The organism is Chryseobacterium culicis, from assembly GCF_900108365.1.
Taxonomy (GTDB): domain Bacteria; phylum Bacteroidota; class Bacteroidia; order Flavobacteriales; family Weeksellaceae; genus Chryseobacterium; species Chryseobacterium culicis.
The window spans coordinates 477,557-497,974 of sequence record NZ_FNWQ01000003.1; the positions used below are offsets into that span (position 1 = coordinate 477,557).

Annotated in this window: 13 protein-coding genes; 1 reads left to right on the forward strand and 12 read right to left on the reverse strand. The window is 39.3% G+C overall.

From position 1 onward, the window contains the following. Positions 1-147: 147 nt before the first annotated feature. Positions 148-3,255, reverse strand: coding sequence for a non-ribosomal peptide synthetase family protein (locus tag BLW74_RS13840; protein WP_089693095.1), 3,108 nt, complete (start codon positions 3,253-3,255; stop codon positions 148-150). A 508-nt stretch (positions 3,256-3,763) separates the two neighbouring features. Here BLW74_RS13840 and BLW74_RS13845 point away from each other — a divergent pair. Beyond that, positions 3,764-4,696 (forward strand): MBL fold metallo-hydrolase, encoded by a 933-nt coding sequence (locus tag BLW74_RS13845; protein WP_089693097.1) that lies wholly within the window; start codon positions 3,764-3,766, stop codon positions 4,694-4,696. Positions 4,697-4,725: 29 nt separating this feature from the next. Here the strand turns inward: BLW74_RS13845 and BLW74_RS13850 are convergent, their stop codons facing one another. From BLW74_RS13850 to BLW74_RS13900, 11 genes are all read right to left on the reverse strand, one after another. Then, positions 4,726-6,261, reverse strand: coding sequence for a YifB family Mg chelatase-like AAA ATPase (locus tag BLW74_RS13850; protein WP_089693100.1), 1,536 nt, complete (start codon positions 6,259-6,261; stop codon positions 4,726-4,728). A 135-nt stretch (positions 6,262-6,396) separates the two neighbouring features. Beyond that, a complete protein-coding gene (locus BLW74_RS13855) occupies positions 6,397-8,094 on the reverse strand; it encodes a T9SS type A sorting domain-containing protein (protein WP_089693102.1) in 1,698 nt (565 codons plus the stop codon). A 532-nt stretch (positions 8,095-8,626) separates the two neighbouring features. Continuing rightward, positions 8,627-9,589: a T9SS type A sorting domain-containing protein gene (locus tag BLW74_RS13860; protein WP_089693104.1), complete on the reverse strand. Its 963-nt coding sequence runs from the start codon at positions 9,587-9,589 to the stop codon at positions 8,627-8,629. Positions 9,590-9,630: 41 nt separating this feature from the next. Then, positions 9,631-11,028: a porin family protein gene (locus tag BLW74_RS13865; RefSeq protein ID WP_089693106.1), complete on the reverse strand. Its 1,398-nt coding sequence runs from the start codon at positions 11,026-11,028 to the stop codon at positions 9,631-9,633. Beyond that, a complete protein-coding gene (locus BLW74_RS13870) occupies positions 11,021-11,587 on the reverse strand; it encodes an RNA polymerase sigma factor (RefSeq protein ID WP_089693108.1) in 567 nt (188 codons plus the stop codon). Before BLW74_RS13870 ends, BLW74_RS13865 begins: the two co-directional genes overlap by 8 nt. Positions 11,588-11,693: 106 nt before the next feature. Next, positions 11,694-12,272, reverse strand: coding sequence for a DUF4840 domain-containing protein (locus BLW74_RS13875; protein WP_089693109.1), 579 nt, complete (start codon positions 12,270-12,272; stop codon positions 11,694-11,696). Between the two features lie 252 nt (positions 12,273-12,524). Further along, positions 12,525-13,940: an efflux transporter outer membrane subunit gene (locus BLW74_RS13880; RefSeq protein WP_089693111.1), complete on the reverse strand. Its 1,416-nt coding sequence runs from the start codon at positions 13,938-13,940 to the stop codon at positions 12,525-12,527. Then, a complete protein-coding gene (locus BLW74_RS13885; protein ID WP_089693114.1) occupies positions 13,927-17,085 on the reverse strand; it encodes an efflux RND transporter permease subunit in 3,159 nt (1,052 codons plus the stop codon). Before BLW74_RS13885 ends, BLW74_RS13880 begins: the two co-directional genes overlap by 14 nt. A gap of 29 nt (positions 17,086-17,114) precedes the next feature. Beyond that, complete coding sequence (locus tag BLW74_RS13890; protein WP_089693116.1) at positions 17,115-18,236, reverse strand: efflux RND transporter periplasmic adaptor subunit; 1,122 nt, start codon at positions 18,234-18,236, stop codon at positions 17,115-17,117. A gap of 259 nt (positions 18,237-18,495) precedes the next feature. After that, positions 18,496-19,260: a LytR/AlgR family response regulator transcription factor gene (locus BLW74_RS13895; RefSeq protein WP_089693118.1), complete on the reverse strand. Its 765-nt coding sequence runs from the start codon at positions 19,258-19,260 to the stop codon at positions 18,496-18,498. Beyond that, the gene (locus BLW74_RS13900) at positions 19,257-20,375 is read right to left on the reverse strand and encodes a sensor histidine kinase (protein ID WP_089693120.1); all 1,119 of its coding nucleotides are present in this window, start codon (positions 20,373-20,375) and stop codon (positions 19,257-19,259) included. Before BLW74_RS13900 ends, BLW74_RS13895 begins: the two co-directional genes overlap by 4 nt. Positions 20,376-20,418 lie beyond the last annotated feature (43 nt).

Here is a 20,418-nt window from a genome sequence, read left to right on the forward strand (position 1 = left end):
TTTTCCGGTTCATTAAAAACTGAGCAATACTTTCCTATTACCCTTGCACAAATGTCATTCTCCATTGCGACAAAACCTGACGCATTTATTTTTTTTAAAATTAAAAGCCCAAACATATTCTGTCCGGGCTTTTTCAATGATTAAATACTATTCAACCGGAATTCCCAGGTATCGTAAATAGGAATCCAATACTTTTTTATCAAATACCGGCTCGTGAATCCCTGATCCTTCAAGAAACTGAATTACGTTGGAACAATCCCAGATGTAAGTGTTCTGGTAAAGTTCTACCGTGGATAAACCTTCATGCATATTATCCCTGAAAAGACTTGTCAAGGGGTACAGGCGGTTCTTACTGTCATCCTCCCACTGTTTCCTCCATTCTTTGTAAGGAAGATCTTTGAGTGTAAAAGGATAATATTTTTTCATGAGTCCAAAGAAGTCTTCCAGAGTGAGATTGGTTTCAGGACTCGCAATCAGGTTGAATTTTTTGCCTATGGCCTGTTTGTTTTTTGTGATATAAGCCATGGCTCTGGTCATGTAATCTACCGTAGTAAGCCCTTCTCTAAGCTCCGTTAATGCAGGATAAGATTTAAATTCAATACAGTTTTTCACCAATCCGGACCACCATTGATAAGAGGCGCTTGCTCCTGTTCCGCTATGGCACATGGCATATCCAAGACGGTAAGTAATCAGTGGCAGGCCTTCTTTTGAGGCTAAATCGGCAATAGCTTCCATAACCCATTTGCTTCTTACATAACCAATATCTTTGCTTACAGACATCAGGTTTTGTTCAATATCATCGGATTCAAGCATCACTGTTTTTCCGGTAAACAGATGCCCCCAGCTGTATACGGAAATGGTTGACAATAAAGCGAGGCATGATGTTCTTTCTGCTCCTGCCAGTTTTATGATTTCTCTTAATCCTTCTACATTCGGGGCCTTCATAAAGGAATAGGGTTCAATAAAGTTGACGGAGCTTCCGGAATGGTAAATCAGGTCGGCCTGTTTTGCCAGCTTTGTGAATGTTTCTTCTGATAATCCTAAGGACGGCAGAGCCAGATCTCCGATAACAGGAATAATTCTTGGTTTCTGTTCAATATTTTGAGGAATACGATATTGTTTAAAGCACCGGTCAATCTTTTCCATCGCATAAAACTCGTCCTGAGCTCTTACGAGGCAGTAAATAGCAGCATTTGTAGTATCCAGCAGCTCCTGCAGCAGATGAATTCCCACAAACCCTGTAACTCCCGTTAAAAATATTATTGCCGGATTTTCTACTTGTTTCGGATTAAATCCACCGGCAAAAACAGTTCCAGGAGCAAGATAAACATCTTTCTGAAGCTCTACATAAGGTTCCACATCTTCCGCAGGAATGGCTTCCCGTTCTTCCCGGGATCTGGTAATAAGAACTTCCGACAGCTGTTGCAGCACCGGATACTGATAAATATCCCGCAGATATACTTTTACATCAAGCTTTTTTTGTAATGTTACAGCCACTGCTGCGACGAGCAAAGAGTTTCCACCGATATCAAAGAAGTTATCTGTCCTATTTATAACAGGCCGTTCCAATGCTGAAGACCAGACATCTACTATAATTCTTTCCGTTTCATTGGTAGGCGGTTCCAGTGAGATCACTTCCGCAGTTTCTCTATCAGCTATATCCTTTAGTGCCTGGATGTCCGTTTTGCCATTTGCCGTTAAAGGAATTTTATCTATAAAAATAATTTGTGCGGGAATCATATAACCCGGAAGTTCATCCTTCAATGCATTTCGGATTGATGAGACGTCTTTTTCCGCACCTGTCTTTACGACAATAAAAGCAATCAGATATTTGGTACTTCCTTCAGTTTCCTTGCCAATGACGAGCGCTTCCCTGATATTATCCTGTTGGATCAATGTTCTCTCAATTTCGCTTAATTCAACCCGGAATCCGCGGATTTTTATCTGGCTGTCTATTCTTCCTAAAAATTCAATCTCGCCATCAGCTTTCCATTTGGCAAGATCTCCGGTGCGGTATAATTTTTCTTTTTTATTGAATGGATTGGTAACAAATTTAGTTTTTGTCAGTTCTTCATTATTCAGATATCCGTCAGCTAAAATACTTCCTCCTATACACAATTCTCCCACAGCGCCTACCGGCAGTAATTCCATATTTTCGCTTAAAATATAGGCTTTCGCATTGGCAATGGGTCTTCCTATCGAGGAAACATATTTTCCGTTAGCATCTTTCACTTTTTTAAAAGTAGCATACACAGTGCATTCTGTAGGGCCGTAATAGTCTATCAGCTCGTAGCTTAACTCTGAAGTAAGTACAGGTTTTAGTTTTTCACCCGCCGTAAAGAGATATTTCAGTTTAAGATCGTTATAGTTCCGGGAATAATTAACGAAAGACGGAGCAAGAACAGTAGGTACAAAACCATGCGTAATCTGGTTGTTTCTGTAAAAATCAACTAATGCAGACGCATCTGTTCGGTCTTCATTATTGGCCATAAAAACCGTTGCTCCGGCAGTAAGTGCTGACCAGGTTTCCCAGACGGAGATATCAAACGCCAATCCTGCAACGAGCGTCAATTTTGAACTATGATCTACATGAAAATGATGATTATGCCATGTTACTAAATGTTGTATAGCATGATGGCTTACCATTACCCCTTTAGGTTTTCCGGTTGAGCCTGATGTATAAATGGTATAGGCTAAGCTGTTCTGGTGAATGGTAATTTCAGGATAGTCTGAAGATAAAGGATTAAGGTTTTCCATAGTACTCAGATCAAGTACTTTTGTCTTTACGGAGTCTGATAAAAGATCTTTGAGATTTTGATTGGTAATCATGACATCAGCAGAGGTATCTGAAAGAATATATTCTACTCTTCTGGCGGGGTAAGCCGGGTCAATGGGAACGTATGCTGCCCCTGTTTTTATAACGCCAAGTACGGCAACAATCCATTCTAAAGAACGGTCCAGCCAGATCGGAACATATTTTCCTTCTTTGATGCCGCGGCTCAGTAATAAGCCGGCAATCTTATTGCTCCTTTGATCCAGCTCTCTGTACGTAATCTCCTGATCCTGATAAACAGCTGCAGTTTTATCAGGATGAAGTATTGCCTGCTTCCGGAAAAGCGATTCCAGTGTTTCGTCATGATGATAATCCCAGCCGGTCTTATTGAATCCGTCTAATAATTTTTCTCTGTCTTCAGATGAAAGTAATACAGCAGAACCTAATGAATGGGGTTCTGGTGAGGAAGTGGTGTTTGACATAATAATGAGTATGATTGGGTGTAAAAAATGGATAAAGTTCGCTTCAATTACAGAAAAACATTTGAATAGTAAAGGCATGAGGGATAACCACAGCTTATTTATGAAATGTGTTTCTGGTATTTTTTCAAACAACTGAATGATACAGTGCATAACGTAATCCGCTCAAAGAGCAGGACCACATGCAGTATTTAAACAGTTTTGATGACCGTCGGAAAAACAGGAAGAATACAGGGACTCTTCCTTTCAAAGTAAGGGTATTCTTTACGCGCTGTTTGAGAATTTGATTTTCATAATGTAATAGTTTTAAATAATTTGGTGATCAAACTTAACATAATAAATCAAATCATGTGTTACATAATTCCTATTATTTACCGTAACAAAGAATTGATATTCTGGAATAAAATACTGAATTATAACAGGTTACAAAATAAACAAATCTCTGTTTTCATCTATTGCGGTGCAGGAATATTATTTACATTTGTATACTACAAAAACTTATCATTTTTAAATGGACCATAAACTGAAGAGAGAACATGGATTTATACATATTCCATGTCATGAACTGGATATTTTTATACTTTCTGACGGATATTTTGGAGTTGGTTATCATCAGCCGATTTTAGCGCCGGGTATTCCTCAGGACATCGTAAAAGGTGAACTCCGTAATTTGTATTTGCCGGATTCTTATTATGAAGCCCCTATCAATGTAATGCTCATCAAAAAAGATGACCGTATTATTTTAATAGATACCGGAGAAGGATTTTATGATGAAGAGAATGCAGGACAATTATTGCACAGTCTGAACGCTGCCGGATTTACACCGGAATCTGTAACGGATATTCTTCTTACGCATGCTCACAGAGATCATATCGGAGGAATTCTTTCCCAAAATGATGACAATGTATTTCCTAATGCCCGTTACTATATCTCACGTAAGGAATTTGAATTCTGGATGACCGGTGAACCCGATTTTCAAAAAAGTAAGAATCCGGAAGGAGGAAAACCCGGTATTCCTATTGTAAGAAAGATTCTTTCTGCTATTAACAGCCGTCTTACGACATTTGAAATGGGAGATGTATTGTTCTCCTGTATTCAGACGCAGGCTGCTCCGGGACATACGCCGGGGCATATTATTTATACAGTAAATGACGGGGACCTTTCTATTACCAATATAGTAGATGTTCTTCACTCTCCTCTTCTTATTGCCAGACCGGACTGGGGCACGCAATGGGATATTGATTTTGAGACAGGTGTAGAAACCCGCAGGAAGGTTCTGGAAAATTGCTATCAGAACAGAACGCTTATCTGTTCTGCTCATCTTCCATGGCCGGGCATTGGATATATTAATAAGGTGAACGATGAGTTTCATTGGATTCCTAAGGTCTACAACCATCCTTTTGTAATCAATCTGAAAACGGAGCCTGCAATAAAAGCCGTATAACAATAGTATTTCAGCAATAGAAGTCCGGATCATCCATTCCAGAATTCACGGTCCAGACTTCTATACTGTATGGCTTCAGCAATATGATGGGATAAAATATTTTCGGATTCTTCGAGATCTGCTATGGTTCTGGCTACTTTCAGGATTCTGTCGTAAGCTCTCGCCGAAAGATTAAGTTTTTCCATTGCTGATTTTATCAGACCAAATGATGCTTCATCCAATTGGCAGAAGGCTTCAATTTCTTTGGGGCCGATCTGGGCATTGCTGCTGATATTTAAATTCTGATACCGTTTATTCTGAATATCTCGTGCTTTCAGTACGCGGGCTCTGATATCTTTGCTTTTTTCCCCCTTCCTTTTTTCGGAAAGCTGCTCAAATTCTACTTTCTGAACTTCTATATGAATATCAATTCTATCCAGAAGCGGCCCCGAAAGCTTATTCATATACCGCTGCATTTCATAAACAGACGAAGTATTGTTCGGATCATCCGGGAAGAAGCCGCTGGGGCTGGGATTCATGGAAGCAACCAGCATAAAACTTGCGGGATAATTAACGGTAAAACGGGCTCTTGAAATGGTTACCTCACGATCTTCTAAGGGCTGTCTCATTACTTCAAGCACTGTTCTTTTAAATTCGGGCATTTCATCAAGAAACAAGACTCCGTGGTGGGCCAATGAAATTTCTCCCGGCTGCGGGTAGCTTCCCCCGCCCACTAATGCGACATCAGAAATGGTATGATGCGGAGATCTGAAGGGACGAACCGTCATCAGTGAAGCTTCTGTTCCGATTTTCCCTGCTACAGAATGAATCTTTGTTGTTTCCAAAGCTTCCTTTAAAGTTAATGGAGGCAAAATGCTCGGAACTCTTTTAGCGAGCATCGTTTTTCCGCTTCCGGGCGGGCCGATTAGTATGATATTATGACCACCTGCGGCGGCAACCTCCATGGCCCTTTTGGCCGTTTCCTGGCCTTTCACTTCAGAGAAGTCAAAAGGAAAATCGTTGATTTTTTCATGAAATTCTTTCCGGGTATCCAGCACTATTTTATCGAGTGGTTTTCCATCATTAAAAAAGTCAATAACTTCTCTGATATTTTCTACCCCGTATACATCAAGATCATTGACAATAGCGGCTTCCCTGCCGTTTTGCTTAGGAAGGATAATTCCTTTAAAACCTTCTTCTCTCGCCTGAATGGCAATGGGTAAAACACCTTTAATAGGCTGAAGACTTCCGTCCAGAGAAAGCTCACCCATAATAATATAATGTTCAATTTCTTCGGCTAAAATCTGGTCTGAAGCGGCTAAAATCCCAATGGCGATACTGAGATCATAAGCAGATCCTTCTTTTCTGAGGTCTGCCGGAGCCATATTAATGGTAATTTTCTTTCCGGGAATTTTAAATCCTACATTTTTGAGTGCTGCAGAAATTCTATAGCTGCTTTCTTTAATAGCATTATCGGGAAGACCTACAAGGTGATATCCTATTCCGCCGGTATCTACATTTACTTCGATTGTAATCGTCTGAGCAGCCACTCCATGAATGGCGCTTCCATAAATTTTTATCAGCATCTGTTTGTGTTTTTAGTAAAAGTAAAAAAAATGCTCAGAGCATCAAAATGTTTAAAACGAAAAGTTCACTCTATTTCCGGAGTAAGGATAAAAGAAAAAAAGAGGTCAATTGACCCCTTTTGTGTTGACTAAAAACTATTTTTTTAAGAACTTTTTTGTAACCGTTCCCTGGGTTGTTTTGATTTGGAAAAAATACAGCCCTTCTTTAAGATTAGAAATATCAAATTCTGTGCTTTGCGTTTCAAATATTTTCCTTCCGACTGAATCAAAAGTTATTACATTTTCTACAGCATCTTTTGATATTATTTTCGCCGTTTTATTATGGCTGTCTGTTAAAACGTACAGAGAAAAATCATTTTTTGTTTCCTTTGTACTCAATGTTTGCGGCTGCGTGTCTAACTGAAAAAGGAATGCGCTATGTTTCGGAAAAGAAACAAGTTCAGAACCTTGGTAAGGAATAAGTGAGTTATTATCTCCTGCGATAATGATTTTTGATGTATTAGGAACAATTAAACCTGTAACATTAGGATCACTGTATTGATTGTTCATATCAACAGCAAAATAGGTATTCTTAAGTAAAGAATAAGAATTTGAATTTATATTGAATGTACTAACAAAAAATCTGATTCGTTCATTAATAGCATTACTTGGCGGAAACGAACTGGCAGAGGAAATATCAACATCAGGTTTATCATAAACTCTTCCACTTAAAACCAGCATGCTGCCATTAAGCTGAATGTCATCAACATATCCTGTTCCTACGTTAAGACCAGATCCTGTATATAAATGATAATTGGATAGCTCCCCGTTACCATCGTAAGTAACGAAAACACCCGAGCTCGGGCTCTGCCAAAAATTTGTCATGACAGGAGTAGTTCCTCCGTTATTCAGGTTAATATTATTTCCATTGACCGCAAATGAAACATAACTTTTCTGAGTTACCTTATCCACTTCAAGTGTAATGGCCTGGTCTGCACTGGAACCTCCAATTGCCTTGCCCCACTGCACATCAAAGTTACTGTTGAATTTAGATATAAACGCAGTTAAAGATCCACTGCCACTTGGGTCTTCAATAACATATTGTCCGCCGTTTACATTCAGGTTGAGTATGCTGTAAAAACTCCCTATCAGGTAAATGTTATTGGCATTGTCAGATTTTAATCCTTTAAATTCTACTCCCGTGTTATTTACGCTGTCCATAATTTTTCGTAAAATGATATTCCCGTTCGCATCAAATTTCATCAACTGATAAACCGGAACACCTGGAATAGTACCATAATACTGGGTTGCAATAATAAAATTATTATCGGTTAATACCGTTACAGCCATTCCCGTAGCGGGTCTGTATTCGGAATTACTATTTGACAGTGTATTTTTCCAAATATAAGCTCCTGAATTTTTATTTAGTTTCAGATTGTAAATCTGAGGCTGGTTAGATACAGCACTCGTAAACGTGGTATTATCATTGAACGTAATTGTTCCCGAAAATCCGCCTGTAATAATCAGGTCACCATTATTATCAAAAACAAAATCAGTTGCGCTGCCTCCGAAATTGTTAATCCACAATAACTGGCCTGATGAATTGTATTTGGCAACATATGAATTTTGACCATTAACAAATACAGCGTCCGTAGTGGTATTATCCATAAAATTTGAATAAAATGTAAATTTTCCTATAGTGTAAATATTTCCATTTTCATCCAAACGCGATTTTATAATAGAAGCATCCGTATTTTGAGATGAACCAAAATTTCTGAACCAATTTATACTGGATTGAGCGAAAAGAAAAGGGGTTATAAAGAAAAGAAAAAGAAAAGTAGAAAATTTTCCCATGGTATATTAGTTGTTATTAATTTTTTCAAAAGTAAGAAAAATATCACGATTATCAAATCTTAACCTTAGCAGGCATATTTGGGAACTTTCTGATAATGGTACAGTTCAGAATGTTATCCGTTTTCTTTATTTAAAATTTTCTGTTCTACTCTAAAAAAAAACAATATTCTGATTATACTCTGAACAGCCCGTTTAAGGACATCATGAAAAAGGAAAGCGCTGCCAGTACCCGAATAAAAAATCGGTACAAAAGATTTGTACCGACCCAACCATTATTAAAAACTAACGAAAAAGATTAAATCTCTGAATTCCGAATAAAAAATGAAAAGATGAGTCGGAAGCCGGATGCCAAAAGAGGAAGTCCCTTTTGGGGCAATTATGACCGTCATTAGATTAACAAGGATGAAATTTATCTATTGAGCGTAAAGTAAAAATACTTTAGTTCTTCTTCAATTTAAGAAACATCCCTCTCCGGCATCCATTCTTCCTTCCCACAATCAATCTTTAAACATCTTCAGATTTTATAATCCTATTATTTTTTTATGAATCTATTTTTATATTCTGTACCGTCTGTGCTTTTAGAAACAATCATGTAATTTCCCGGTACAAGAGCACTCACATCAATCGGCTGATTATACCGGTGATCATTTTTCTTCAGAACAAGTTTTCCTGACATATCTGTAATGGTCACTTCTTGATATACTTTATCTGATTCTTTCCCGATATAAAGATGCTGCGCTGTAGGATTAGGATAAATTTTCAGGCTGTTATCCTTTCTTTTTGCCTCTCCCGTCCCCAAATTGCTGCAGAACTCCCAGTTCCCGAAGTTCAGCTCTACAAAAGCAAACGGATCCAGCATCTGGCACTGATCCGGACAATATTCCGTACAGGCATAAAACCCGTATTTCCCTGAGCTGGTTGCTACATAGGTAGCGCCTGCCACTCCCGGGATGATACAAGGATCTCCCAGCACTGGAGGGTTACTGGCAGGCACGCATCTGAACCAGGTATGTTTTCCATAGACAAGGGGAAATATATTATCAAACTGTACAGAAGCTCCATTGCACACATTCACTGTTCCTCCGTTTTCCTGATAGGTTCCGGGAGTGTAAGTGGCCATCATAGCCGGAAGACCGTATACGAAGCCGTCTGCAAATACTGCGGGGCTTTCTGCAGTACAATCGCCCTGCATAACAATCACTTTAAAATAATTCAGCTGGTCATTTCCGGTAATGGTCAGCTGTTGCGAGGTTCCCCCTGGAATAGCAACCCACGGATTGTTATTAGGGGTCTGCCAGGTCCATTCCTGTTTATACCACTGGTAGCTTCCATAAGACTGTACTGTGGAAAGAACCTCATCTTCCGTATCACAGAACAAGATGGTTCCGGGGTATTTCTGTCCCAGTCTTGCACTGGTAATCGTAGGGGTACACTGTGCTTTTATATTCAAAATGGAGAATAATAAAAACACTAAAAAAATTAGTTTTATTTTCATATATAGATTATTAAGTTTGGTGTTTCAAAAATTCTCCTCTATTAATCCAGCAGCACTCTTATCCCGAATTTCATGTTAAAATGAAGAGGTTTTTCTTTATAAATTGTGTTGGGTGCATTCTCTTCCTTGAAGTGATAACCTATTCCCGGTTCTGCATACACTCCTATTTTATCTACAATCTTCAGCTGAAGCCCTGCTGCTGCATTCACAGAAAACTGAAAGGGCTTGTGATCGAGACGTTCTTTTGAACTCTCCTTCACTTCGTCATTGACAATGTAACTTGTTGTAACACTTCCTGATATGGGCTTTTCAACAAGTGCTCCTCCTGTAATATATCCTGTAAATCTTCCTTTTCGGATTACATTGTAGTTCACCTGAACCGGAAGTCCTATATAATGAATGGTCTGATCTCCTTTTATATAGTTGTTATCACTTCCTGAATGCAGTTCGGAGGACAGTTTGGTATAGTTCAGTCCTGTTCCTATTCCCCATCTTTTTCCTAAATTATAGTACAATGATAATCCGAAAGTTACCGGTACTTTATGTCTGATTCTCGCTTCTACGGGCTGACTCTGATTAGCCAGCAATATGGCCGTCAGGGGATCATCATGATACTCGGAAGTGGTAAATACCTGCTCTACACTCATGGCTTTTCCTGTAATAGAAGCATAGCCCGGAAACTGCTGTTCTGCAGAATTAGAGGCTATATTTCCCGTCAGCATACTGAGCATCCACGATTTTTTATTACGGGATTTTGCGGTATTCCGCTTTGTATTTTCAGCATAGATTTCTTTGGGATTCTCCTGCTTAAAAATAACCTCATCTGAAGCCTTTTCTTTGTCGTTTTCTTTTGCTGTATCATCAACAGACGGTATATTATAAGCAATTCTGCTTTCCTGCTGAAAAGACTCAGCTGCTTCCGGAAGCTTGAAAACATTCTGGATCTTTTGACTCTTTTCAGCTTGATTTTCTGATCTGCTTTCGGCATATCTTTGTGCTGCTATTTTCTCCGCTGATCCTGTATTTAAGATATTGTCCGCTAAAAAAGCATCCCTCTCTGATTTCAATTCTCCACTTGAATGATCTCCAGTTTTTATAGGTTTTAAAGAATTTCTCTCCTTTCCAATTTCCACAGCTGGCGATTTCTGAGATATTCTTTTTTCTGAAACCTCCTGTGGAATTAATTTAATGAGTAAAAACAGCAGCACAATGGCAGCTGCAATTCCTGCAATACGATAGAATAAAGACTTCTTTCCTGCATATGTCTCCTTTTCTTTAATTGCTATATCTTCCTGTATTTCAGTAATTAAGCCCAAAATAGCACTATCCTGTTCTCCGGAAAATAATTCATCTTTAATGTCATCCCACAACCCTTCCGGAACGTCCTCTTCATGGTCATCCATTCTGCTTCGCAGGTTATTTAGCCATTCATTATTCATATTGTGCTTTTTTTGACATTTTAAATTCTTTTATTTTCTGGGCAAGCAGTGCTTTTGCCCTGTGAAACTGAGATGCAGAAGAATTTTCTGCAATTCCCAGCAGCACGGCAATCTCTTTATGACTTTTTTCTTCAAATACATACAGATTGAAAACGGTTCTGTACCCATCAGGCAGAGCTCTAATCATCATCATAATATCATCACGCGGTATCTCTTCAAAATCCGGCTGTTCTTCATTAGGAATGTCCGGAAGATCATCTACTTCAACAGCAGAGGTAAAATCTCCTTTCTGTTTTATATGCTTCAAAGATTCATTCACTGTAATACGGGTCATCCATGCTTTCAAAGAACCATTTCCTCTGTACTCAAAAGATTCTATCGAACGGAACATTTTGATAAAACTGTTTTGAAGCACATCATGCACATCTTCTTTTTCGGTCAGATAACGTGAGCATACATAGGTCAGATTTCTGGAATAAGCTCCGAAAAGCTCTTTCCAGGCAGCTTCCTCCTTTTTGAGGAGGTGCTTTACCAAAATCTGTTCTTTACTTTCTTCCATATAATGCTGCCGTCACCGTATCCTGCGGGATTCTATAAAACTGTCAAGCAAAAATAGATTGCATCTTCATGATAAAGCGCAATCCATTGATGATAATATCTATTAATTAATTTTTTATACAGAATGGAAAATTATAATCAATCACCTCGTAAGGGGTAACCAATGTACCATCTACTGTAATTTTTTCTGCTGTAAGCGCATATCTAAGCGACTGATCCAACCCTACATAATATCCTTTTTGCTTAGAGACGAATTCTACTACCGTCTTTTTATTAACTCCATCCACGGGAATCTGAAGTTCCATTGTTTTCGGAGTTAACGTAAGTTCTATTACATTATTTGCGGTGTTAATTACTGCTGCATATTTAAGATCATACTTTACTTTGGCCATTGATTTCAATGCCTGTTCTGCTTTTGCAGGATTTTTCACTACCGTTTTTACAATTTCTTCGATGGGAAATTCTGCAAAGGAGATGGTATCTTTTTTTACTTTAAACTCTTTTACGCCTTCTCTTTTGCTATTGCCCTGTACTATAATGAGTTTACCTTTATAATTTCCCGGTAAATTCTCCATTTTTACAGGCGGAATTTCCGGCCCTTCATTGTCATTGCATGAGGATAGGGTAAATCCTATCAAAACCATTAAAACTGTTATAAAAAATCGGGGTACTGTCAATTTTTTCATTGCATTACATTTTCGTTAAACATTATTTATTTTCGAGTACTCATCTATATAAATCCTGTTTATTGAAAATCTTGCATGTTTTTTCTAAAAAAAGAATAAAAATTTCATAACCGATTGATTTTGTGTATATAAAATTTTATCATCCCCTGCAAATTCCATACCTGTTCTCAATAGGGATGTGTTTCGGCTCTGTCAACAGCAAAAAGGAAACTATATAGTATAGCTTCCTTTTATTTATTCAACAGTTCAAAGTTATTGTGCACCTCCGCCAAGCGCTCTGTAAAGATCTACCTCGGCATTTAATTTTTCAAGGGTTACATTGATGGCTTCCAGATCATTCTGTAATTTATTGTTCTGAGCAGTAATCACTTCCAGATAGGTAGCCATACCGCTTTTATACAGCTTCAGCGCATCGTTGATTCCTTTATCCAGAATGGCTGTCCTCTGTTCTAAGAGCTCAAGTCTTTCTGAAGAACCTTTAGATTTAGCCATTGCATCGGAGACTTCTCCCACAGCTGTCATTACCGATTGTCTGAAACTGATCGCTGCTTTTTCCTGTTCAAGCAAGGCCGTCTCGTAAGCCGTTTTCAATTGCTTTTTCTGGAATATGGGGGCTGCAAGATTGGCAGCAATGGCTTTGGTAATGGATCCCGGAATATCAAACCATGAGTTGAATTTATTGGAATTTACTCCTATCTGCGGGCTTAAACTAATACTCGGATACATCGCAGCTTTTGCCAGTCCTGTTTTAGAATTTAAGCTGATTACGTTAAATTCTGCCATTTTCAGATCCGGTCTTCTGCTTAGCAGTTGTGCGGGTAATCCTTCTGACAGTTTATTCTCTGGAATCATCGCTTTCAGATTACCTTCCCTTTCTATTCTGGCCGGATATTCTCCACAAAGAATACTTAAAGCATTTTCCTGTATAGAAATATTTTGGTTCGCCAAGGGAATCAGCAGCTCGGCTGTTTTCTTCTGCGCTTCTGACTGCTGAACGGCTAATGAATTGATCTGTCCCGCGGTAAACTGAAGATTCATCATCTTGAGTGTATTGTTACTCAGCTCAATATTCTGCTCAGCTATCTTCAGCTGTTCATCAAGGCTGATAAGATTATAATATGCCTGGGCTACCTGAACAACTATTCTGCTTTTGATGGCATTTAAATTTTCTTTCTGTCCAAAATAGTCAGCCGCTGCAGATTCTTTCTGCATTTTCGCTTTTCCCCAGATATCTATTTCCCATGAAAGTCTTAATGCAGCGTTGAAATCATCCATGTATTTTGTACCGACAAACTGTTCGTTCAGGGAGCCGTTAAGCGTATTGGTGGAAGCCCAGCTTCTGTTGGCTCCTGCTGTAAGATCCAGTGTCGGCATCAGACCCAGCTTAGCTTGTTTGTAGATCAGATCGAGCTGTTGTATATTTTTCAGGGCAACATTCACTTCGTTATTTCTTGAAAGAGCTTTATCTATTAAGCTAATCAACTTTGGATCTTTGAAGAATGTTTTCCATGGAAGGACTACAGTATCTCCGGTTACCTGTACAGATTCTTTGTAGGTTTCGGGAATCTGAAGCTCTGTTCTGGTATATTTTTTCCCTACGGCACAGGACATCAGTAAAGATGCCATTGCGCCTGAAACAAGGACGTTTTTTATATTAAATATGCTCATTTGTCAATTGATTTTCTATTTTTTGAAACTTCTTTTTAGTAGAAAACTTCTCATCCAGATACTGAAAAAACATATAGAGTACAGGAATTACAAAAACACCTAAAACTACTCCGCTCAGCATTCCTATGGCAGCACTTGTACTGATTGATTTGTTTCCTGAAGCCATTCCTCCCGTAGAAATCATCAGTGGAACCATTCCCACAATAAACGCCAATGAGGTCATGATAATGGGGCGTAATCTTGCCTTTCCCCCTTCCAGTGCAGAATCCAGAATGGAAAGACCTGCTTTCCGTCTTTGTATGGCAAATTCTACAATAAGGATCGCATTTTTAGCTAAAAGACCGATAAGCATGATAAGTCCTACCTGTACATAGATGTTATTATCCAGTCCGATTGCTTTTATTCCTAAGAATGCTCCCACAATTCCTGTCGGGATGGAAAGCATTACGGCTAAAGGAAGGATATAACTTTCATATTGAGCTGCCAGCAGCAGGTAAACGAACAGCAGACATAAACCGAAGATGGCAATCGTCTGATTTCCTGCTGATTTCTCTTCTAAACTTAATCCTGTCCATTCGTAGCTGTAATCTGAGGGTAATTGGCTTAAGGTCTGTTCCAGTTTGCCCATCAATTCTCCGTTACTTACTCCATGTTTTGGAGACACGTTGATATTTAATGAGTTGTAAAGGTTGTAACGCTGAACGGATTCCGGGCCGTAAACTTTTTTCAGCGTGATCAGTGTATTTACCGGCACCATATCTCCTTTTTCATTCTTTACGAAAATGTCATTGAAGGCCTGCTCATCCATTCTGAAAACGCCGTCCGCCTTAATATTCACCCTGTAGAACTTCCCGAATCTTGAGAAATTCTGAGACTGATCTCCAGAGAAATACGTCTGAACAGTTCCCAGCAGATTTGAAATGCTCACTCCCAGCTGTTTGGCTTTATCTTCATTTACTTCAAGCTCCATCTGGGGATAATCTGCTCTGAACATGGTGTAGGCAAATGCCACTTCCGGAACCTGCATGAGCCGGCCAATCAGTTCATCTGCTTTCGCTTTAAGAACCTGAGGGTCTCTACCCATACGGTCCTGAAGAACAATCTCAGCATCATTCGTCATCCCGTATCCTTCTACCGGAGGCATTCTGAAGGTCATTACACTTCCTTCTTTGATCACTCCCAGTTTTGCATTTGCCATATCTACCACTTCCTGGATATCCTGTACTCCGCCTCTTTCTTTTTTAGGTTTCAGTTTAACAAATCCCATCGCATAAGCAGGTCCTGCACTGTTACTAAGGAGGTTATATCCTGTAATGGAAGTATTTTCCTGCACTGCGTCTACTCCTTTTAAGATTTCATTGATCTTGTTCGAAACTTCTGTCGTTTTGGTCAATGCTGTTCCCGGAGGCATGCTTAAGGTGTACATGAAGAATCCGTCATCTTCCATGGGTACAAAACTCTTAGGCGTGCTGTACATCAGCCAGCCTGCAACCCCTATTACCGCTATTATTAATCCTCCCGCTATCCATTTTCTTCCTATTAAAAAGCGTACTCCTTTTGCATAACGGTTGGTCATGTTATTAAAGCCAGCATTGAATGCTACTGCAAATCTTTGCCCGAATCCTTTTGGTTTTTTACCTTCTTCAGAGTGGTTGTTTTTCAAAAACACAGCGCATAAAGCAGGGGTCAAAGTCAAAGCGTTAACCGCTGAAATCATAATTGCTATTGCTAAAGTATAGGCAAACTGCTTGTAGAATAACCCTGCTGAACCGGACATAAATCCGATTGGAATAAACACGGCCGACATCACCAATGTGATTGAAATCACCGCTCCTGTAATTTCACTCATCGCCTTATGAGTTGCCTCTCTTCCTGAAAGACCTGTCCCTTCCATATTACTGTGAACGGCTTCCACTACTACAATGGCATCATCCACTACAATACCGATGGCCAGTACAAGCGCAAAAAGGGTCAAAACGTTTATCGTAAACCCTAAAACCAGAAGAAAGAAGAAGGTACCGATAATGGCTACCGGAACTGCTACTGCCGGAATAATTGTAGATCTGAAATCCTGCAAGAAAATAAATACAACAATAAATACAAGAATAAATGCTTCTATCAAAGTAGATTTCACCTGTCCTGTAGCCTCATCCAATCTTTCTTTGGTACTCATTACCTTCGTATATTTAATACCCGGAGGGAATGATTTTGATAACTGATCAAGGGCTTTATTAACGCCTATTTCAATCTGATTCGCATTGGATCCTGTGGTTTGCATAATGGCTACAGTCACCGCATTTTTCCCATTGGAAAGGTTATCTCCCGTATTTGAAATGGCTCCAAATTCTACCCGGGCTACATCTTTAAGCCTGATGACCTGGCTTCCTGTATTTTTAACGATAATGTTTTCATACTGTTCAGGCTTGTTCTTTTTCCCTTTATACCTGATTACATATTCTAAAGCGGCATCTGATTCTTCTCCTAATTTACCCGGCGCAGACTCCAGGCTGTGATCTGCTATCGCTCTGGAAACATCTGCCGGCTCAAGCCCGTAGGATGACATTTTCTGAGGGTTAAGCCATATTCTCATGGAATAATCTTTCAACCCAAATACCATGGCCTGTCCTACTCCTTTTACCCTTTTAACCTGTGGAATAAGGTTGATATTCGCATAGTTCTGCAGGAAAGTTTCATCGTATTGTTTATTATCTTCGGTATAAATATTGAAAATCAATACCATGCTGTTCTGCTGCTTGGAGGTGGTCAGTCCCATTCTCACTACCTCCTGCGGAAGGATCGGAGTGGCCTGCTGTACTCTGTTTTGTACATTTACCGCGGCCTGATCGGCATTTACTCCCTGCTTGAATATGATTGAGATGGAGAATGTACCGTCATTACTGGCAGTAGATTTCATGTATTCCATATCTTCCACACCGTTGATCTGCTCTTCCAGAGGAGTTACCACGGAACGGATTACGGTTTCACTATTTCCCCCGGGATATGACCCTGAAACGGTAATTGTAGGCGGAGAAATGTCCGGAAACCTGGTCACCGCCAGCTGGTTCAATCCTATAACCCCTAAAATAACGATGATAAGGGATATTACCGTCGCCAGTACCGGACGGTCTATGATCTTTTTTAACATTTTTGAATTTTCTAAGAAAGGTTATACAACTATTTCAAATGAACCGTTGTGGCCGCAACCTGTGCTCCGTCTGTAAGGGCATCAATTCTGTTGATGGCTATTTTATCTCCTGCATTCACTCCTTCTTTGATGAAGTAATCCTGGGAGGTACTTCCCGATACGGTAATCTGGGTCATTTTCACTTTGTCTTTACCATTCAGTTTATAGACAAAGAATCTGTCCTGAATATCTTTCACGGAGGTTTTCGGAAGCTTGACTACTCCATTCAGGGCATTATGAATCATGACTCTTGCTGTTCCTCCGGCTCTTAATAATTTATCAGGATTTTGAAAAACAGCTTTCATCTGAATGCTTCCTGTATTTCTGTCGAAATTTCCGCTGGCATTTTCCAGTTTTCCTTTTAGAGAATAGGTGGAGCCGTCTGCAAGGATAAGCTCTACATTTTCTGCGGTATTTCCTCCAGCAACAGCTCTGCTGTGGGAAATAAAATCAGCTTCGTTCATTGAGAAATACACGTTAACGGTGTTTATATTTGAAAGCGTTGTCAAAGGTGAAGCATCGGACGGGCTGATAAGATTTCCTACTCTATTCGGTATTCTGCCTATATATCCGCTCACCGGTGCTTTGATATACGTAAAATTGGCGTTAATCTTTGATGACCCTAATGACGACTGTGCCTGTGCAACCTGTGCTGATGCTGCTTTATAACTTGCCTGAGCAGTTTTCAGCTGCATATCAGAAACTACTTTCCCTTCAACAAGAGGCTTCAGCTTTTCAACTTCAAGCCTGGCTGTCTCCTGTGCTGCCAGAGCAGATTTTAACGCGGCTTCATTGGTGTTTACCTGTTCGTTGTACACAGATGGATTGATTCTGAAGAGGGTCTGTCCTTTACTCACAAACTGCCCTTCTCTGATATATACGGCCTCCAGGTAGCCTGTCACCTGTGCTTTAATATCTACATTGTCCTGTCCTTCTATGCTTCCCGGATATCCTGTAGACACGTCAGCATTTCCGGATTTCACCTGAATAAAATCTGTAGGCAGTGCCTTCTGCATCTGCTGAGCATTTTCCTGGGCATTTCCGGAACCGCATGAGTAAAGTATCGATGCGGCTGCCAGTGAAAGTACCAGATATCCTTTTCTGTAATTCATAACATGAGTTTTTAAATTTTACAGGAGCAAAATAACTTCATCTTATAGGGATATTCATTCAGAAGTTGGGTGAAGCGTCGTTAATTGCAGGTGAAGCGTATGATAGCAAAAATGAAAGGAATACAGGCGTTTCTCCTTATAATTGTGATAAAAAAAGAGATTTTCAGGCGGAAATAAGAGTGAAATCATTAATGAGAAATTAATAAAAAGAAAAAGAGATTGCTCTTGTAAAAACAATCTCCACTATATTTTTTTAGAATTAATAATCCATCCAGGATTTAAAAATTGAGGCTTTTTCCCGGCTTACAATGACTTCCATATCAGGCTGTTTTCTCAGTTCCAGCTTTAATTTTCCATTAAAATGGTTGAAAATCTGCTTTACGGAATTGATATGAATGATGAACTGTCTGTTGGCCCGGAAAAAGAATTTGGGATCTAACTGCTTTTCAAGCTCTTCCAACGTTTGCGGAACATTTTCAACTACTCCTGTATTCAGCATGGCTTTACTGATTCCCAATTCGGTATAAAAGTACAGGATATCTTCTGCCAGCACGGTTTTATACCCATCTCTGTGAGCGATCAGAAATCGTTTTCGGTAATCTTTTGGCTGAATATAGTTCAGCAGTCCTTCAATGGCTGTTCCTACTACCGGAACGGCTTCCATAAAGGTTTCATAGCGTTTTAATGCAGCATCCAGCTCTTCTTCTTCAATGGGTTTCAGAAGGTAATCTACACTGTTGTATTTGAAGGCCTGTACTGCATATTCATCATATGCCGTGGTGAATATTACAGCGCTTTTTACTTCATGCTTATTGAATATCTCAAAACTAAGCCCGTCTGCCAGCCTTACATCCATCATGATCACATCCGGCACAACGTTATTTTCCAGCCAGTGTACTGTTGAGGTGATCGAGTCTTCTACAGAAAGGATTTCGATATGGGGTCTCAGTTTCAACAACAGTCTTTTTAATCTGTCTGCATTGGGTCTTTCGTCTTCAACTATTAAAACTTTATTAATTTTCATATCAATGGTAGTTTTACTATAAATTTATCTTCTGTTTTTTCGATTACGGGTTTAGGATATCCTAAAATTTCGTATCGTGCAATAATATTGGTAAGTCCTACTCCTGAGGAATCCGGCTTATTGATCAAAGGCAGGAATGTATTGGAGACCACCAATTCTTCTTCAGAATCGGTATACACATGAATTTCAAGGGGATGGGCTTTGGAGGTTTGATTGTGCTTAATGGCATTTTCAACCAGTAATTGTAATGACAGCGGAAGAGTAAATCTGGATTTGTACTCTTCATCAATATTTATCTTGAATACAACCCCTTCTCCAATTCTTTTTTCAATTAAAAAAATATAGGATTCCAGAAATTTGAGTTCCTCATCTACCGCAATGATATCTTTTTTGGAATTGACCAACAGATACCGGTAAACCCTTGCAAATTTTTCAGAATATTCATAACCCAACTGCTGGTCTTCCAGGATGAGTTCTGACAATACACTTAAGTTATTGAAAATAAAGTGAGGATCTATCTGCAGCTTAAGTGCCTGAAGTTCAGCAGCCATAGCAGCCTGTTTATGCTTGGAAGCTCTTAACTTGTGCTGAGCAGCTTCTACTGCTGTTTTTTTCCAGTTTTCCAATAAATAATCTACAGTATTAAATGCACTGATAATCAATGATATTACAATATTGGTTGCGATCCACTGTCCCAGGAGAGTATATTCTTTTCGGGAGTCCATTTCCGGTAATGTGACTGAGGTACAGTCTACGATTGCATTAATGATAATTACAATCATGACACTTCCCACAATCTGAAGCAGACACTGAATGAGCAGACGTTTTATGGTTCTGTCTTTCCAGGGGAGCAATTTGTTGAGTGTTCTGTCTATAAATATACTTACCTCCGAAATAATAATAGAGAAAAAGACAATCCATGTTGCATCTTCCAGAATCATCCTGAGCGGAGCATCCAGATACTCTTTCCATACAGGATCAAAAGGATCAATAAGATAAGAAAAAACGCAGAAGGTGACTACTGCTACTGCCCAGATCACGAGTCTTCTCTTCATGGCAGAAAGAACTTTCTTATAACGTACAATTTTTTTTCTGATGGTAGAAACCCTATTCATATCGGGGATTTTATGAATGTAAATATAGAAATAGATTTCTGAC

Coding starts and splice junctions, on each gene's coding strand:
- BLW74_RS13840 (WP_089693095.1), bottom strand. CDS start 3,255: ATGTCAAACACCACTTCCTCACCAGAACCCCATTCATTAGGTTCTGCT.
- BLW74_RS13845 (WP_089693097.1), top strand. CDS start 3,764: ATGGACCATAAACTGAAGAGAGAACATGGATTTATACATATTCCATGT.
- BLW74_RS13850 (WP_089693100.1), bottom strand. CDS start 6,261: ATGCTGATAAAAATTTATGGAAGCGCCATTCATGGAGTGGCTGCTCAG.
- BLW74_RS13855 (WP_089693102.1), bottom strand. CDS start 8,094: ATGGGAAAATTTTCTACTTTTCTTTTTCTTTTCTTTATAACCCCTTTT.
- BLW74_RS13860 (WP_089693104.1), bottom strand. CDS start 9,589: ATGAAAATAAAACTAATTTTTTTAGTGTTTTTATTATTCTCCATTTTG.
- BLW74_RS13865 (WP_089693106.1), bottom strand. CDS start 11,028: ATGAATAATGAATGGCTAAATAACCTGCGAAGCAGAATGGATGACCAT.
- BLW74_RS13870 (WP_089693108.1), bottom strand. CDS start 11,587: ATGGAAGAAAGTAAAGAACAGATTTTGGTAAAGCACCTCCTCAAAAAG.
- BLW74_RS13875 (WP_089693109.1), bottom strand. CDS start 12,272: ATGAAAAAATTGACAGTACCCCGATTTTTTATAACAGTTTTAATGGTT.
- BLW74_RS13880 (WP_089693111.1), bottom strand. CDS start 13,940: ATGAGCATATTTAATATAAAAAACGTCCTTGTTTCAGGCGCAATGGCA.
- BLW74_RS13885 (WP_089693114.1), bottom strand. CDS start 17,085: ATGTTAAAAAAGATCATAGACCGTCCGGTACTGGCGACGGTAATATCC.
- BLW74_RS13890 (WP_089693116.1), bottom strand. CDS start 18,236: ATGAATTACAGAAAAGGATATCTGGTACTTTCACTGGCAGCCGCATCG.
- BLW74_RS13895 (WP_089693118.1), bottom strand. CDS start 19,260: ATGAAAATTAATAAAGTTTTAATAGTTGAAGACGAAAGACCCAATGCA.
- BLW74_RS13900 (WP_089693120.1), bottom strand. CDS start 20,375: ATGAATAGGGTTTCTACCATCAGAAAAAAAATTGTACGTTATAAGAAA.